Genomic DNA, 14,037 nt, shown 5'->3' with positions numbered 1-14,037 from the left:
AACAAAGCGGTTTCCAATTGACCACCACCCCGAGCCAGCAAATCCGCTGCGCTCTTGCGGAGATGAGATCGTGCAGATGAACGCTCAGCAAATCAGCAATCGACTAACAAGAACATGGCTTGCCGCACTGGGCGTTTGGCTCGTGGCCATGACAGCCGGCATTGGTAGCGCGCATGCGCAAGCCACCCCCCAGGACCATCCGCTGCTTTCGCGTGTGGCCGGCACGGAGCTGATGAACCAGACGGTCCTGGAGTTCTCGGTCGTTACTCCAAATGTGGCCGGCAAGCTCGTCAAGGGCAGCCCCACATCGTTCGAGGGCCGTGTCACACGCACGGACTACGGCACTCTCAAAGGCACTGCCCCGGGCGAAATCAAGATCTACCGCAGCTACCTGGCCGCGGCCAAGAAGCTAGGCGGCCGCCCGCTCAACGACGGCATCAACTTCAACGATCGCATCGCCCTCGTCACGGGCGCCCATGTCTTCACCCTGTCTGCTGCCGACAAGCCGCCGGTGGCGGTGCTGGACATCACGAACGCCCACAACTACATGCTCACCATCGTCGAGCCGAGCGAGATGGAAGAGGCGGTCACTGCCGGCCAGCTCGCGGACCAGATCAAGAAGACCGGTGTGGCGACGTTGCACATCAACTTCGACACCGGCAAATCCGACTTGAAGACCGATGGCCAGGCGGCCGTGCGCGAGATCGCCGCACTGCTGAAAGCCGATCCATCGCTCAAGCTGGCCATCGAAGGGCACACCGACAACGTCGGCAGTGCCGCCGCCAACCGCCAGCTGTCGGCAGCCCGCGCTAAATCGGTGATGGTCGCGGTGGCCGCTGCCGGCGTCGACGCCAAGCGCCTCAGCGCCACGGGGTACGGCATGGACCGCCCCGTCGCCGACAACAGCACGGAGGACGGACGAGCCAAGAACCGCCGGGTCGACTTGGTGAAGGTGAAGTAGCGTGCGGCGGCATTCCCCGCGGCGCTCAAGCGCCCGCCAGAACAAGATCCGCGCTCTGTTGCCAGTCATCCTTGCGCTGGTCGTTGCCGGTTGCGATGCGGCCAAGCCCGGCGCCGCCGGCGCAACCGGGTCTGCCGTCGACACCGTGCCCTTGCGTGTGGTGCGTGCCGGCAAGGGCTACGTGCCCGGTATGCGCAAATTTCTGGACATCAGCTATGGCGCCTGCCTGGTGTCCAAGGGCCAAGCACCGACGCCTGCGCCGGCAGTGCCGGAGGCGACGCTGGCGAACCTGGTGGTTCACGAGGAAGAAGAGCTGTTCGACGGCCGCCGCTGGGCCAAGTACGAGACCTACCGCGCCATCGGTGCCGATCCCGGCAACCAATGCCAGCCAGCGGTTTTCCATGCGCGCTCGGTCCAGATCGAAACGACCTGCGAATCGTCCCTGGGGGGCATGGCGGCCACGCTGAGCGAGCTGCTGGACCCGCAGCGACCGCCTCGGGCACTGGTGCTGCACGAGGACACCGGCGCCGATCCCGAATGCGACAGGCCGCGTACGCAGGACGGCGTAGAGGGGCTGCCGTCGGTGGATGCAGGACAGGGAGCACGCTGCGTCTGGAACAGCGCCCGAGTGGAACGCGCCGCCGGCATTGCGGTGAGCGGCGCCGGTTCGCCCTCCGACATATGCCTGTACGAGCGGCGGCCCTTCTACTTCGTCAAGGGCTACGGCCGGCCAGTCATTCTGCAGATCCGCACCGACGTCCACTCGTTGACCGGCGCCTACTTGCCGGCGTTCGCCGGGGAGATCGAAGGGTTCGGCAACGTCAACCTGGTGTCCATCTCGGAAGGCACGGCCATCCCGTCCGACCGTTTCTCGCGCGCCGCGGCCGAAGCCTTCCTGCGCCAACCCGTGAAGACCGCGCTGGGGAGCCGGTGATGGCCTCATCGCAGCCTTAATCCATGGCCGACTCCCACCGGTCATCCTGAGCACGGCGTCTGTGCGAGAAGCCACCAGAAGCCCAGGCGAGACGCACAAACGACAACGCCACCCGGAGGTGGCGTTGCGTGGTGTTTTGGTGGGCGGTGCAGGGTTCGAACCTGCGACCCCTGCCGTGTGAAGGCAGTGCTCTACCGCTGAGCTAACCGCCCGGCTGGCCTGACCGCTGCAAAGCAGTTGTCAGCGCCGGTGAGCCTCGCATTATGCCATGACTTGGCGCCAAATGGTGCGCCCGTTGCTCGATTTGTCGAGTTCGGCCAGAACGGCCTCGTGCGCGGCCGCCTCCTGCTCGCTCGCGGCGAGCACCGGCAGCGTGAACTGCGACAGGTCGATGGCCGCCACTTCGAGCGCCGAGCCGCCTTCTTCGACGACGTCGATGACCAGCGAGTCCTGGCCCCGCGTCATGCGGATGTAGACCTCGGCCAGCAGCCCCGCGTCGAGCAGCGCGCCGTGCAGCGCGCGGTTGCTGTTGTCGACCTCCAGCCGCTTGCACAGCGCGTCCAGCGAGTTCGCCTTGCCGGGGAACAGCTCGCGCGCCATCAGCAGGCTGTCGGTGATCGTGCAGCCCAGTTCGGCCAAACGCGGTTTGCCCAGGCGCGTCAGTTCGGCGTCGAGGAAGCCGACGTCGAACGCGGCGTTGTGGATGATCAGCTCGGCGTCACGCACGAACTCGATGAACTCGTCGGCGACGGCGGCGAACAGCGGCTTGTCGGCGAGGAACTCGTCGGTCAGGCCGTGCACCTTGACCGCCTCCGGATTGCTGGAGCGCTCCGGGTTCAGGTAGTGGTGCAGCGTGCGGCCCGACAGGCGCCGGTTCAGCATCTCGATGCAGCCGACTTCGACCAGACGGTCACCGTCGACGGCCGACAGGCCGGTGGTTTCGGTGTCGAGGAAGATCTGTCTCATCGCGCCGATCCTACCGCCCGCCCCGACCAGATCCACAGGCCGATGCCGGCCAGCACCATCGGCACGCACAGCCACTGGCCCATGCTCATGTTCAGCGCCAGCAGGCCGAGGAAGCTGTCGGGCTCGCGGAAGTACTCGGCGGTGAAACGCAGACTGCCGTAGCCGATCAGGAAAGCACCCGAGACGCGCCCGGTGGGCCGCGGGTGGCGCGAGTACAGCCACAGCACGACGAACAGCAGCAGCCCTTCGAGCGCGAACTGGTAGAGCTGCGACGGGTGGCGCGGCGTCAGGCTGCCGCTCTGCGGGAACACCATTGCCCAGGGCAGCGACGGGTCGGCCGCGCGGCCCCAGAGTTCGCCGTTGATGAAGTTGCCGATGCGCCCCGAGGCCAGCCCGGTCGGCACGCAAGGCGCGACGAAGTCGGTGACCTCCAGGAAGGACCGCCCCTTGCGGCGCGCGAACAGCGCCATCGCGCCGATGACGCCCAGCAGCCCGCCGTGGAAGGACATGCCGCCCTTCCAGACCTGCAGGATCTCCAGCGGGTGCGCCAGGTACTCACCCGGCTTGTAGAACAGCGCGTAGCCCAGGCGGCCGCCGACGATGACGCCGACGACGCCGTAGAACAGCAGGTCCTCGACGTCCTGCTTGGTCCAGCCGGCTTGCGCGAACTGCGGCTGCGCCGCACGCAGCCGCGCCAGCAGCAGGAACAGCCCGAAAGCGACGAGGTAGGTCAGCCCGTACCAGTGGATCTGGACCGGTCCGAGCGCGATCGCGACCGGGTCGAATTGCGGATGCACGAGCATCGGGGGCGGCCTTTCCTGGCGTCGAGTCGGGGAGCGGCGATTGTGCCGCTGCCGGCGACGCGGGCCGTCGGCCCCGCGCGGGGCGGGAAACAAAGGCCGGGAGCCGGTGCTTGCGCGCCGGCTCCCGCCTTCGGCGGGACGTCACTGGCGTGACGTGCGTTCGCCCCTCAGAGACTCGGGTCGCGTCGGCGCGGCTCCTTCACCGGGGCGGGGCTGTCGCCACGGCGAAGTTCGTGCACACGCTTCTGCTGCTGCGGGTTGAGGCCCAGCGCGTCGATGTCGCGCTGGCGCCGGGCGCGCTTGCGGGCTTCGATCTTCTCCTCGGCACGCTTGCGCGTCAGGCCGGAAGCGTCGGCGAAGGTCCACCAGAGCGCCGCGGCGCCGAAGGGCAACGCGATCCAGATCCAGTGCCACGCCGACACGGGCTCGACGCCGGCCAGGTACAGCACCAGCAGCAACAGCCCGATGACCAGAAACCACATCCTTCGCTCTCCGGCGATCTCTCCACCACATTGCCGACCAATGTAGCCGAAGGCCGAGGACCGATGCGCGCGGCCGGCATGACGCTTTGCTCAAGAACGCCGGCCAGGAAAGCAAAAGGGCTCCGAGGAGCCCCTTTCGATGCCGCAGCGGCGGCTCAGTTGGTCTGCGACAACTGATCGAGAATTGCCGGGTTTTCCAGCGTCGAGGTGTCCTGGGTGATCGCCTCGCCGCGCGCGATCGAGCGCAGCAGGCGGCGCATGATCTTGCCGGAGCGCGTCTTGGGCAGGTTCTCGCCGAAGCGGATGTCCTTGGGCTTGGCAATCGGGCCGATCTCCTTGGCCACCCAGTTGCGCAGTTCGTTGGCCAGCTTCTTGGCCTCGTCGCCGGTCGGGCGCGGGCGCTTCAGCACGACGAAGGCGCAGATCGCCTCGCCGGTGGTGTCGTCCGGGCGGCCGACGACCGCCGCCTCGGCCACCAGCTCGGTGTGGCTGACCAGGGCCGACTCGATCTCCATCGTGCCCATGCGGTGGCCCGAGACGTTGAGCACGTCGTCGATGCGGCCGGTGATCGTGAAGTAGCCGGTCTTCGGGTCGCGGATCGCGCCGTCGCCCGCCAGGTAGTACTTGCCGTGGAAGTCGGCCGGGTAGTAGCTCTTCTTGAAGCGCTCCGGGTCGCCCCAAATCGTGCGGATCATGCTCGGCCACGGCTTCTTGACGACCAGGATGCCGCCCTGGCCCCAGGGCACGTCCTTGCCGGTCTCGTCGACGACGGCCGCCTGGATGCCCGGGAACGGCAGCGTGCACGAGCCCGGCACCAGCGTCGTCACGCCCGGCAGCGGCGTGATCATGTGGCCGCCGGTCTCGGTCTGCCAGAAGGTGTCGACGATCGGGCAGCGGCCACCGCCGACGTGCTTGTGATACCACTCCCACGCCGCCGGGTTGATCGGCTCGCCGACCGACCCCAGGATGCGCAGCGACGACAGGTCGAAGCTCTTCGGATGCACCGCCTCGTTGGCCTCGGCGGCCTTGATCAGCGAGCGGATCGCCGTCGGTGCGGTGTAGAAGATGCTGACCTTGTGGTCCTGGATCATCTTCCAGAAGCGGCTGGCGTCGGGGAAGGTCGGCACGCCTTCGAAGACGATCTCGGTGCCGCCCAGCGCCAGCGGGCCGTAGGTGATGTAGGTGTGGCCGGTGACCCAGCCGATGTCGGCGGTGCACCAGAAGACGTCGTCTTCCTTCAAGTCGAAGGTCCACTTGGTGGTCAGCGCCGCGTGCAGCAGGTAGCCGCCAGTCGAGTGCTGCACGCCCTTGGGCTTGCCGGTCGAGCCGCTGGTGTAGAGCAGGAACAGCGGGTGTTCGGCCTCGACCCACTCGGGCTCGCAGACCTCGCTCTGATCGGCCACCAGGTCGGCCAGCCAGAGGTCGCGCGAGGCGTCGAACGGGATGTCGGCGCCGGTGCGCTTGTGCACCAGCACGTGCTTGACGCTGCCGCAGCCGCCCAGCGCGATCGCCTCGTCGACGATGGTCTTCAGCGGCAGCGCCTTGCCGCCGCGCTGCTGCTGGTCGGCGGTGATGACGGCCACCGCGCCGGTGTCCTCGATGCGGTCGCGCAGCGACTGCGCCGAGAAACCGCCGAAGACCACCGAGTGCGTCGCGCCGATGCGCGCGCAGGCCTGCATCGCGGCCACGCCCTCGACGCCCATCGAGAGGTAGATGATGACCCGGTCGCCCTTCTTCACGCCCAGCGACTTCAGGCCGTTGGCCATCTTGTTGACGATGGCCAGCAGTTCCTTGTAGCTGACACGGCGCACCTCGCCGCCGTCGGCCTCGAAGATGATCGCCGTCTTGTCGCCCAGGCCGCGTTCGATGTTGCGGTCCAGGCAGTTGTACGAGGCGTTCAGCGTGCCGTCGGCGAACCACTTGAAGAACGGCGCGTTCGACTCGTCGAGCACCTGCGTGAACGGCGTCTTCCAGGCGATGAGTTCGCGCGCGAGGCGGCCCCAGTAACCCGTGTAGTCGGTGTCGGCCTCGGCGCACAGCGCGTCGTAGGCGGCCTGGCCGGAGACGTGGGCGCGAGCGACGGCGTCGGCCGGCGGCGGGTAGAGGGAGTACTCGGTGGGAGCGTCGGCGCTCGACATGGTGGCAGTCTCCTAGTTTGATGGCTCGGTTCGTGATCGACCGATGGCGCGGAAGGTAGGCACAGGCTCTTACGAACCCCTTACTCGCCTGCCCGGCAACCCGGGGCGCGTCTGTCCGCGCTCAAGGTGCGAACTACAATTTACGCCATCGCGCGTCCGCGCCCTTCCCCCCTCTCATGAAGCCAGTAAACACCGGCGCTGCCCCGAAGCTGGGGCCGCTGCCCGCGTTGATCTTTGCCAGCCGCTGGCTGCAATTGCCGCTGTATCTCGGGCTCATCCTGGCGCAGGCGGTCTACGTCTTCAACTTCTGGGTGGAGCTGGTCCACCTGATCGAGGCCGCCTTCGGCGACCAGCACGCGCTGCAGTTGCTGGTGAAGAACATCGGCTACAAGAGCGAGACCGAAGTCAGCGCGCTCAACGAGACGATCATCATGCTGGTCGTGCTGGCGCTGATCGACGTCGTGATGATCAGCAACCTGCTGATCATGGTGATCGTCGGCGGCTACGAGACCTTCGTCTCGCGTCTGCGACTTGAAGGCCATCCCGACCAGCCCGAATGGCTGAGCCACGTGAATGCCTCGGTGCTGAAGGTCAAGCTCGCCACCGCGATCATCGGCATCAGCTCGATCCACCTGCTGAAGACCTTCATCAACGCCGCAAACTACGAAGAGAAGGTGTTGATCTGGCAGACGATCATCCACATCGCCTTCCTGTTCTCGGCGCTGGCCATCGCACTGGCCGACCGCGTGATGGTGCACGCCAAGCACGACAACGACTGACCCACCGGACGACAACCATGACCACGACGATCCGCCAGGCCGACCTGATCGAGTCGGTCGCCGCCGCGCTGCAGTACATCTCGTACTACCACCCGGCCGACTTCATCGCCCACCTCGCTCGCGCCTACGAGCGCGAGCAGAGCCCGGCGGCCAAGGACGCGATCGCCCAGATCCTGACCAACTCGCGCATGTGCGCCGAGGGCCGTCGGCCGATCTGCCAGGACACCGGCATCGTCAACGTGTTCCTGAAGATCGGCATGGACGTGAAGTGGGAAGGCTTCACCGGCTCGATCCAGGACGCCGTCGACGAAGGCGTGCGCCGCGGCTACAACCATCCGGACAACAAGCTGCGTGCGTCGGTGCTGGCCGACCCGATCTTCGAGCGCAAGAACACGCGCGACAACACGCCGGCCGTCGTCTTCATGGAAGTCGTGCCCGGCGACAAGGTCGACGTCACCGTCGCCGCCAAGGGCGGCGGCAGCGAGAACAAGAGCAAGGTCTACATGCTCAACCCCAGCGACTCGATCGTCGACTGGGTGCTCAAGACCGTGCCGACGATGGGCGCCGGCTGGTGCCCGCCGGGCATGCTGGGCATCGGCGTCGGCGGCACCGCGGAGAAGGCCGCGCTGCTCGCCAAGGAGTCGCTGATGGACGACATCGACATGCACGAGCTGCTGCAGCGCGGCCCGGCCAACAAGCTTGAAGAGCTGCGCATCGAGCTCTACGAGAAGGTCAACGCGCTGGGCATCGGCGCGCAAGGCCTGGGCGGGCTGACGACGGTGCTCGACGTCAAGATCAAGACCTGGCCGACGCACGCCGCGAGCAAGCCGATCGCGATGATCCCGAACTGCGCCGCGACGCGTCACGCGCACTTCGTGCTCGACGGCTCGGGCCCGGCCTTCCTGGAGCCGCCGAGCCTGGACCTGTGGCCCGACGTGCACTGGGCGCCCGACTACAACAAGAGCGCGCGTGTCGACCTGAACACGCTGACGCCCGAACAGGTGGCGAGCTGGAAGCCGGGGCAGACGCTGCTGCTCAGCGGCAAGATGCTCACCGGCCGCGATGCGGCGCACAAGCGCATCCAGGACATGCTGGAACGCGGCGAGCCGCTGCCGGTGGACTTCACCAACCGCGTCATCTACTACGTCGGCCCGGTCGACCCGGTGCGCGACGAGGTCGTCGGCCCGGCCGGCCCGACGACGGCCACGCGCATGGACAAGTTCACCCGCATGATGCTGGAGAAGACCGGCCTCATCGCGATGGTCGGCAAGGCCGAACGCGGCCCGGTGGCGATCCAGGCGATCAAGGACAACCAGAGCGCCTACCTGATGGCCGTCGGCGGCGCCGCCTACCTCGTGTCCAAGGCGATCAAGGCGGCCAAGGTCGTCGGCTTCGCCGATCTGGGCATGGAAGCGATCTACGAGTTCGACGTCGTCGACATGCCGGTGACGGTGGCGGTGGACGCCGGCGGCACCAGCGCCCACCAGACCGGGCCGCAGGAATGGCAGGCGAAGATCGGCAAGATCCCGGTCGTCGTCGCCTGAAACAGGAGAACCGGTGACGCTGCGTTTCGAGGTCCATCCCGACAACCCGCAACCGCGGCTGCTGAAGCAGGCCGCGGAACTGCTGCGCGGCGGCGACGTGCTCGCCGTGCCGACCGACTCGAGCTACGCGCTCGTCTGCCGGCTCGACGACAAGGCCGCCGCCGAACAGCTGCGCCGGCTGCGCGGCATCGACGACAAGCACCTGCTGACGCTGCTGTGCCGCGACCTGTCGGAGCTGGCCAACTACGCGCGTGTCGACAACCGCCAGTACCGGCTGCTCAAGCTCGGCACGCCCGGGCCCTACACCTTCATCCTCGACGCGACGAAGGAGGTGCCGCGGCGCGTCTCGCACCCGTCGCGGCGCACGATCGGCCTGCGCGTGCCCGACCACCAGGTCACGCAGGACCTGCTGGCCGCCTACGGCGAGCCGCTGCTGGCGACGACGCTGATCCTGCCGGGCGACGACGAACCGCTGAACGACGTCGACGAGATCCAGGACCGCCTGGGCAAGCTGCTGCCGGCGATCATCGACGCCGGCGCCTGCCCGATGGAGCCGACGACGGTGCTGGACATGACCGCCGAGGACCCGGTGCTGCTGCGCCAGGGCCGCGGCGAACTGTCGCGCCTGGGGCTCTGAGCTACTTCGCGACGCCCGTCGCCCAGGCCGAGCGGATCAGCCGGCCGCAGTTCACCGAACCGAGCGCGCCGTTGGTCGCGACGCGCGCGACGATGCCGTAGTTGGTCTTCGTCGCGTCGATCCAGGGGTAGAAGCCGAAGGCACCGGGGCTGCTGAACGCGCCGTCGCCGACCTTCGGATCGTCCTCGACCCAGTGCGCCACCGAGTAGTGCCAGCTTTCGCTGGCCGGCAGCGGCGCGTAGGCGGCCGTGGCACAGGTCGTCGGGTTGGTGCACACCGTGCCGGTGCCCAGCAGCGACGCCATCTGCAGCTTGCCGCCGAGGATCTTGCGCAGGAACAGCGCGTAGGCGTCGGTGGAGATCACCGCGCCGCCGGCCATCAGCGGTTGCGAGTACGAGAGCGCGACGTCGCTGCCCAGCTTGGCCCTGACCTCGGTGGCCAGCGCCTTGGTCGTCAGCGCGCCCAGCCCGATCAGGCTGGCGTGCTTTTCCATGTGGCCGCCGTCGTAGTCGAAGATGCCGTCGTAGCCCGACGAGTAGACGCCGTTGCTGCCGGTGGACAGGCAGGCGTCGACGCTGCTCAGGCCGCTGCAGGTCGACAGCGAGACGTAGCCGGCGGTCATCGACAGGTACTTGCGGTCGGTGCCGGTCAGCACGCCGGCACGCGCCTGGGCGACGTAGGCGCCGTACAGCCACTTGGAGGCCGAAGCGATGGTGATCGGTGCCGAGGACTTCACGGCCGCGGTGCTGCCGGCGGCGATCGAGCCGCTGGCCTGCTTGCCCGCGGCGTTGCCGATCTCCCAGTAGAACGGGCGGACCTTCGAGCAGGCGTTGCTCGTGCTCTGCGCGGTGGCGGTGGCCGCGGCGATGCGCGCGGAATCGCTCACCGCCGTCGTGCTCGGCGCCGGGGTCGGCGTCGGGGTCGAGCCGCTTTTCTTCGGCGTGCGCAGGCTGGTCGCAGCGGCGGACACCATCAGCGCCGTCTCGTCGCCCGCGGCCACCGTGTCGGTGGAGGTGCCTTCGGCGTCGGTCCAGGCCGAGCGGTCGGACGCGGTGTCCAGCAGTGCCGAGGCCTGGGCGAGTTCCGCATCGGAGACCGAAGCGGCCGTGGCCTGTTCGTTGGCGACCGCTTCATCGTCGCCGGAGCCGCCGCCGCACGCGGCGAGGGCCAGCAGGCAGGCGAGACTGACGAGGCGCAGGGGGGTTTTGACGGGGTCCATGCCCCGATCTACGGCCCCCCGTCTGGCGGCTTAAGCGGGTGCGATTTCAGCGATCTGCAAGCAGATGTGAGCGCCCGCGGCGGGTCAGAGCGCGGCGGTGACCACCATCTCGACCTTCCAGCCCGGGCGCGCCAGCGCCGCCTGGACGGTGGCGCGCGGCGGCGCGGCGCCAGCCGGCAGCCAGGCTTCCCAGACCTCGTTCATCGCCGGGAAGTCGGCCAGGTCGGCGATGAAGATCTGCACCATCAGCAGGCGCGACTTGTCGCTGCCGGCGCGGGCCAGCAGCGCGTCGATCGCCGCCAGCACCTGGCGCGTCTGGCCGGCGATGTCCTGCGTGTCGTCGGCGGCGACCTGGCCGGCCAGATAGCAGACGCCGTTGTGCACGGCCATTTCCGACAGCCGGGGGCCGACGTCGAAGCGCTGGATCATTTGCGGTGTCCTTTCCGGCCATGGCCGGTCTTGGGGGCGTGGGGATGGACGTGGCGCGGCGGGTGCGCCGAGGCCTTGGCGTGCGCGGCCGGCGGCGCGGCCTTCTGGCCGATCTTCGACTCGGTGCCGGCGAGCAGCTTGCGGATGTTGCCTTCGTGACGCCAGACCAGCAGCAGGCTCATGCCGACCAGCGCCAGCAGCGAGGCGTCAACGCCCCAGACCAGCGCCTGCACCAGCGGCGCGCAGAAGGCCGCGGCGATCGAGGCCAGCGACGAATAGCGCGTCGTGAACGCGACGGCCAGCCAGACCAGCAGCACCGCGCCGCCGAGCGCCGGGTTCAGGCCGAGCAGCGCGCCGGCCGCGGTGGCCACGCCCTTGCCGCCCTGGAAGCGGAAGAACACCGGCCACAGGTGGCCGACGAAGGCCGCCAGGCCGACGTAGGCGGCGACCGACGGGTCAAGACCCCAGCGCGCGCCGAAGAGCACGACGGCCAGCACCGGCACGTAGCCCTTCAAGGCGTCGAACAGCAGCGTCATCAGCGCCGCCTTCTTGTTGCCGGAACGCAGCACATTGGTGGCGCCCGGATTGCCGGACCCGTAGCTGCGGGGGTCGGCCAGGCCCATCGTGCGGCTGATGAGGACGGCGAACGAAAGCGAACCGAGCAGGTAGGCGGCCAGGATCGCGGCCGCCGCAGGGAGCGAGAACATGGGGCGCAAGTGTAAGGTCGCGTGGCACCGGCTCCGGCGCGTCGCCGCCACACGTGTGACAGCGTTCGGGCCTGCGGGCGGCTACAGTGTTTGACCAGGATCCGTGCGCCCGACGAGCCCGGTCGGCATGCTCATTCGTGAGATGATTCAGAGTCGGCTCGCGAAGAAATGACGACACCTCCGGGGACTGCCGCCCCGGGACCGTGGCGTCGGGTGGGCGGGTCCGCCCAGGGAGCCCCTTTTTTCGACGACAACCCCGGCAGCGCCTGAATGCAACGAAAAACGATCACAACGGCCCAGGCGGCGGAGCGCCTGGGTGTCTCACCACAGACGATCCAGAAGTGGGTCGATGCCGGCCACCTGCCGGCCTGGAAGACGATGGGCGGCCACCGCCGCCTGGACGCCGAAGCCGTCGAGCGCATGGTCGCCGAACGGCGCTCGCGCATCGAAGCCGCCGACGGCGTCGAGTCCATCATGCTGGTCGAAGACGACCCGGTGACGGCCGCGCTCATCGAGTCGCATCTCTCCGAACTCCGCCCGGAAGCGCGCCTGCGCGTCTTCTCCGACGGTTTCACCGCCCTGCTGGACGCCGGCCGTGAGGTCCCGGACTGGCTGATCACCGACATCGACCTGCCCGGCCTCGACGGCCTGCAGATGATCCGCAAGCTGCGCGAGAACCCCGCGACGCAGAAGATGCGCATCGTGCTGGCGACCAGCCACAGCGGCGCGTCGCTGGAACGCTTCGGGCCGGTGCCCGAAGGCATCCCGCTGCTGTTCAAACCGCTGACGCCCGAGGCGCTGGCGGCCGCGCTGACCGGCGAGTGATCAGCCGGCGAGCGCGCAGTGCACCGGCCGGGCGCCGACGGCGCCTGGCAGCACGCGCGGGTCGATGCCCACCAGGAAGCCCCGGCGGCCGCCGTTGATCAGGATGCGCGGCAGCTCCAGCACGCTGGCCTCGACGTAGACCGGCATCGATTTCTTCGTGCCGAAGGGCGAGGTGCCGCCGACGAGGTAGCCGCTGTGGCGCTGCGCGACCTCGGGCTTGCACGGCTCGACCGACTTGGCGCCGATCTCGCGCGCCAGGTTCTTGGTGCTGACCTGGCGGTCGCCATGCATCAGCACGACCAGCGGCTGGGCACGCTCGTCCTGCATCACCAGCGTCTTGACGACCTCGTGCTCGGGCACGCCGAGTTGGCGCGAGGACTCGGCGGTGCCGCCGTGGTCGACGTAGTCGTAGACGTGTTCGCTGAACTCGATGCCGGCGCGGCGCAGAAACTGCGTCGCCGGCGTCTCGCTGACGTGGGCGTTCTTCTTGGCCATGGGCTCACTGGGCAGGGTCGCGGTGGCGCCAGCGGATCGCATCGATCTCGGCCAGCAGTTCGGGCGACAGCTCGACCGACCATGCGGCGACGTCCTCCTCGAGCTGGGCGATGCTGGTCACGCCGATGATGGTGCTGGCGACGCGCCAGTTGCGGTAGCAGAAGGCCAGCGCCAGCTGCGTGGGCGTCAGGCCGTGGCGGCGCGCCAGCGCGTTGTACTCGCGCGCCGCGGCCAGCGCCTCGTCGCGCGCCCAGCGCTGCAGCCGCATGCTGGCGAACTGCGCCAGGCGGCCGGTGGAAGCCGGCGCGGACTCGAAGCCGCTGGCGTCGTACTTGCCGGTCAGCGCGCCGAAACCCAGCGGCGAATACGCCAGCAGCGCGACGCCGCTGCGGTACAGCGCCTCGTCCAGGCCGTTGTCGGCACTGCGGTTGACCAGCGCGTACGGGTTCTGCACGCTGACGACGCGCGGCAGGCCGTGCTGCTCGGCCAGGCGGACGAACTCCAGCAGGCCCCAGGGCGTCTCGTTGGACAGGCCGACGTGGCGCACCTTGCCGGCCTTCACCAGGCCGGCCAGGGCTTCGAGCTGCTCGCGGATGCCGGTCTGCTCGCGGTCTTTCGTCGGGTCGAAGTACAGGCCGCCGAACATCGGCGCGTTGCGGTTGGGCCAGTGGATCTGGTAGAGGTCGATGACCTCGGTCTGCAGGCGCGCCAGGCTGGCGTCGCAGGCGGCGACGATGTCGGCCGGCGTCAGGTCGAGCGCACCGCCGCGGATCCACGGCATGTTGCGCGACGGCCCGGCGACCTTGCTCGCGATCACCAGGCGCCGGCGCAGCCCGGGGCGGGCGGCCAGCCAGCGGCCGATGATGGCCTCGGTCGCGCCCTGGGTCTCGGCACGCGCGGGCACCGGGTACATCTCGGCGGCGTCGAGGAAGTCGATGCCGAGCTCGACGGCACGGTCGAGGATGGCGTGGGCGTCTGCTTCGCCCACCTGTTCGCCGAAGGTCATGGTGCCCAGGCAGATGCGCGAGACGCGCGGGCCGCCGAGGCCGAGAGTCGTTCTTTCCATGCTGGAAGTGTGCCGCAGGCGCGGTCCGGGCACCGGCAGCGGGTGACCTACG

At 68.8% G+C, this 14,037-nt stretch carries 15 protein-coding genes and 1 tRNA gene; 6 read left to right on the top strand and 10 right to left on the bottom strand.

Annotated features, from left to right (window positions below; all coding sequences use genetic code 11):
- The first annotated feature begins 76 nt into the window (after window positions 1–76).
- Window positions 77–961, top strand: a complete 885-nt coding sequence (locus RGE_RS23140) for an OmpA family protein (protein WP_081528220.1) — start codon at window positions 77–79, stop codon at window positions 959–961.
- A 58-nt stretch (window positions 962–1,019) separates the two neighbouring features.
- Window positions 1,020–1,895, top strand: a complete 876-nt coding sequence (locus tag RGE_RS09140; protein WP_148280148.1) for a hypothetical protein — start codon at window positions 1,020–1,022, stop codon at window positions 1,893–1,895.
- Between the two features lie 137 nt (window positions 1,896–2,032).
- Here the strand turns inward: RGE_RS09140 and RGE_RS09135 are convergent.
- From RGE_RS09135 to acs, 5 genes are all read right to left on the bottom strand, one after another.
- Window positions 2,033–2,107: transfer RNA gene (locus tag RGE_RS09135), tRNA-Val, on the bottom strand.
- A 49-nt stretch (window positions 2,108–2,156) separates the two neighbouring features.
- A complete protein-coding gene (gene dnaQ / locus RGE_RS09130; RefSeq protein WP_014428071.1) occupies window positions 2,157–2,861 on the bottom strand; it encodes a DNA polymerase III subunit epsilon in 705 nt (234 codons plus the stop codon).
- Window positions 2,858–3,664 (bottom strand): prolipoprotein diacylglyceryl transferase, encoded by an 807-nt coding sequence (gene lgt / locus RGE_RS09125; RefSeq protein WP_014428070.1) that lies wholly within the window; start codon window positions 3,662–3,664, stop codon window positions 2,858–2,860. The genes dnaQ and lgt overlap by 4 nt, the downstream gene beginning before the upstream one ends.
- A 167-nt stretch (window positions 3,665–3,831) precedes the next feature.
- Window positions 3,832–4,146, bottom strand: coding sequence for a TIGR04438 family Trp-rich protein (locus tag RGE_RS09120; RefSeq protein ID WP_014428069.1), 315 nt, complete (start codon window positions 4,144–4,146; stop codon window positions 3,832–3,834).
- Window positions 4,147–4,301: 155 nt separating this feature from the next.
- Entirely contained in the window at window positions 4,302–6,284 is a 1,983-nt protein-coding gene (gene acs, locus RGE_RS09115; protein ID WP_014428068.1) for an acetate--CoA ligase, read from the bottom strand.
- 176 nt (window positions 6,285–6,460) lie between these two features.
- On the opposite strand from acs, the gene RGE_RS09110 reads away from it, so the two are divergent.
- The 3 genes from RGE_RS09110 to RGE_RS09100 are packed head-to-tail and all read left to right on the top strand — an operon-like array spanning window position 6,461 to window position 9,244.
- Window positions 6,461–7,063 carry a TIGR00645 family protein gene (locus tag RGE_RS09110; protein ID WP_014428067.1) on the top strand — a complete coding sequence of 201 codons (603 nt, stop codon included), beginning with the start codon at window positions 6,461–6,463 and terminating at the stop codon, window positions 7,061–7,063.
- Window positions 7,064–7,080: 17 nt separating this feature from the next.
- Window positions 7,081–8,607, top strand: a complete 1,527-nt coding sequence (locus tag RGE_RS09105; RefSeq protein ID WP_014428066.1) for a fumarate hydratase — start codon at window positions 7,081–7,083, stop codon at window positions 8,605–8,607.
- 13 nt (window positions 8,608–8,620) lie between these two features.
- Window positions 8,621–9,244 carry an L-threonylcarbamoyladenylate synthase gene (locus RGE_RS09100; RefSeq protein ID WP_014428065.1) on the top strand — a complete coding sequence of 208 codons (624 nt, stop codon included), beginning with the start codon at window positions 8,621–8,623 and terminating at the stop codon, window positions 9,242–9,244.
- Between the two features lies 1 nt (window position 9,245).
- Here RGE_RS09100 and RGE_RS09095 read toward each other — a convergent pair whose 3' ends face one another.
- The 3 genes from RGE_RS09095 to plsY all read right to left on the bottom strand — a co-directional run bounded on the left by RGE_RS09095 (window position 9,246) and on the right by plsY (window position 11,599).
- Window positions 9,246–10,463 carry a hypothetical protein gene (locus tag RGE_RS09095; RefSeq protein WP_014428064.1) on the bottom strand — a complete coding sequence of 406 codons (1,218 nt, stop codon included), beginning with the start codon at window positions 10,461–10,463 and terminating at the stop codon, window positions 9,246–9,248.
- 84 nt (window positions 10,464–10,547) lie between these two features.
- Window positions 10,548–10,892, bottom strand: a complete 345-nt coding sequence (locus RGE_RS09090) for a RidA family protein (RefSeq protein WP_014428063.1) — start codon at window positions 10,890–10,892, stop codon at window positions 10,548–10,550.
- Complete coding sequence (gene plsY / locus RGE_RS09085; RefSeq protein WP_014428062.1) at window positions 10,889–11,599, bottom strand: glycerol-3-phosphate 1-O-acyltransferase PlsY; 711 nt, start codon at window positions 11,597–11,599, stop codon at window positions 10,889–10,891. Before plsY ends, RGE_RS09090 begins: the two co-directional genes overlap by 4 nt.
- A gap of 270 nt (window positions 11,600–11,869) precedes the next feature.
- On the opposite strand from plsY, the gene RGE_RS09080 reads away from it, so the two are divergent.
- The gene (locus RGE_RS09080; protein WP_014428061.1) at window positions 11,870–12,424 is read left to right on the top strand and encodes an excisionase family DNA-binding protein; all 555 of its coding nucleotides are present in this window, start codon (window positions 11,870–11,872) and stop codon (window positions 12,422–12,424) included.
- Here RGE_RS09080 and ybaK read toward each other — a convergent pair whose 3' ends face one another.
- Together ybaK and RGE_RS09070 are read right to left on the bottom strand one after the other, a co-directional pair.
- Entirely contained in the window at window positions 12,425–12,919 is a 495-nt protein-coding gene (gene ybaK / locus RGE_RS09075; protein WP_014428060.1) for a Cys-tRNA(Pro) deacylase, read from the bottom strand.
- A gap of 4 nt (window positions 12,920–12,923) precedes the next feature.
- Complete coding sequence (locus RGE_RS09070; protein WP_014428059.1) at window positions 12,924–13,985, bottom strand: aldo/keto reductase; 1,062 nt, start codon at window positions 13,983–13,985, stop codon at window positions 12,924–12,926.
- Window positions 13,986–14,037 lie beyond the last annotated feature (52 nt).

This window comes from Rubrivivax gelatinosus IL144 (assembly GCF_000284255.1).
Lineage (GTDB): Bacteria > Pseudomonadota > Gammaproteobacteria > Burkholderiales > Burkholderiaceae_C > Rubrivivax > Rubrivivax gelatinosus_A.
The sequence above is the reverse complement of the archived record's forward strand: the minus strand, read 5'-3'. Positions and strand labels throughout refer to the sequence as shown.

What these genes read in the sequence shown, in the direction of transcription:
- RGE_RS09120 (WP_014428069.1), bottom strand. Translation starts at nt 4,146, where the DNA reads ATGTGGTTTCTGGTCATCGGGCTGTTGCTGCTGGTGCTGTACCTGGCC.
- RGE_RS09080 (WP_014428061.1), top strand. Translation starts at nt 11,870, where the DNA reads ATGCAACGAAAAACGATCACAACGGCCCAGGCGGCGGAGCGCCTGGGT.
- RGE_RS09070 (WP_014428059.1), bottom strand. Translation starts at nt 13,985, where the DNA reads ATGGAAAGAACGACTCTCGGCCTCGGCGGCCCGCGCGTCTCGCGCATC.
- RGE_RS09090 (WP_014428063.1), bottom strand. Translation starts at nt 10,892, where the DNA reads ATGATCCAGCGCTTCGACGTCGGCCCCCGGCTGTCGGAAATGGCCGTG.
- RGE_RS09105 (WP_014428066.1), top strand. Translation starts at nt 7,081, where the DNA reads ATGACCACGACGATCCGCCAGGCCGACCTGATCGAGTCGGTCGCCGCC.
- dnaQ (WP_014428071.1), bottom strand. Translation starts at nt 2,861, where the DNA reads ATGAGACAGATCTTCCTCGACACCGAAACCACCGGCCTGTCGGCCGTC.
- RGE_RS23140 (WP_081528220.1), top strand. Translation starts at nt 77, where the DNA reads ATGAACGCTCAGCAAATCAGCAATCGACTAACAAGAACATGGCTTGCC.
- RGE_RS09110 (WP_014428067.1), top strand. Translation starts at nt 6,461, where the DNA reads ATGAAGCCAGTAAACACCGGCGCTGCCCCGAAGCTGGGGCCGCTGCCC.
- ybaK (WP_014428060.1), bottom strand. Translation starts at nt 12,919, where the DNA reads ATGGCCAAGAAGAACGCCCACGTCAGCGAGACGCCGGCGACGCAGTTT.
- RGE_RS09095 (WP_014428064.1), bottom strand. Translation starts at nt 10,463, where the DNA reads ATGGACCCCGTCAAAACCCCCCTGCGCCTCGTCAGTCTCGCCTGCCTG.
- plsY (WP_014428062.1), bottom strand. Translation starts at nt 11,599, where the DNA reads ATGTTCTCGCTCCCTGCGGCGGCCGCGATCCTGGCCGCCTACCTGCTC.
- acs (WP_014428068.1), bottom strand. Translation starts at nt 6,284, where the DNA reads ATGTCGAGCGCCGACGCTCCCACCGAGTACTCCCTCTACCCGCCGCCG.
- lgt (WP_014428070.1), bottom strand. Translation starts at nt 3,664, where the DNA reads ATGCTCGTGCATCCGCAATTCGACCCGGTCGCGATCGCGCTCGGACCG.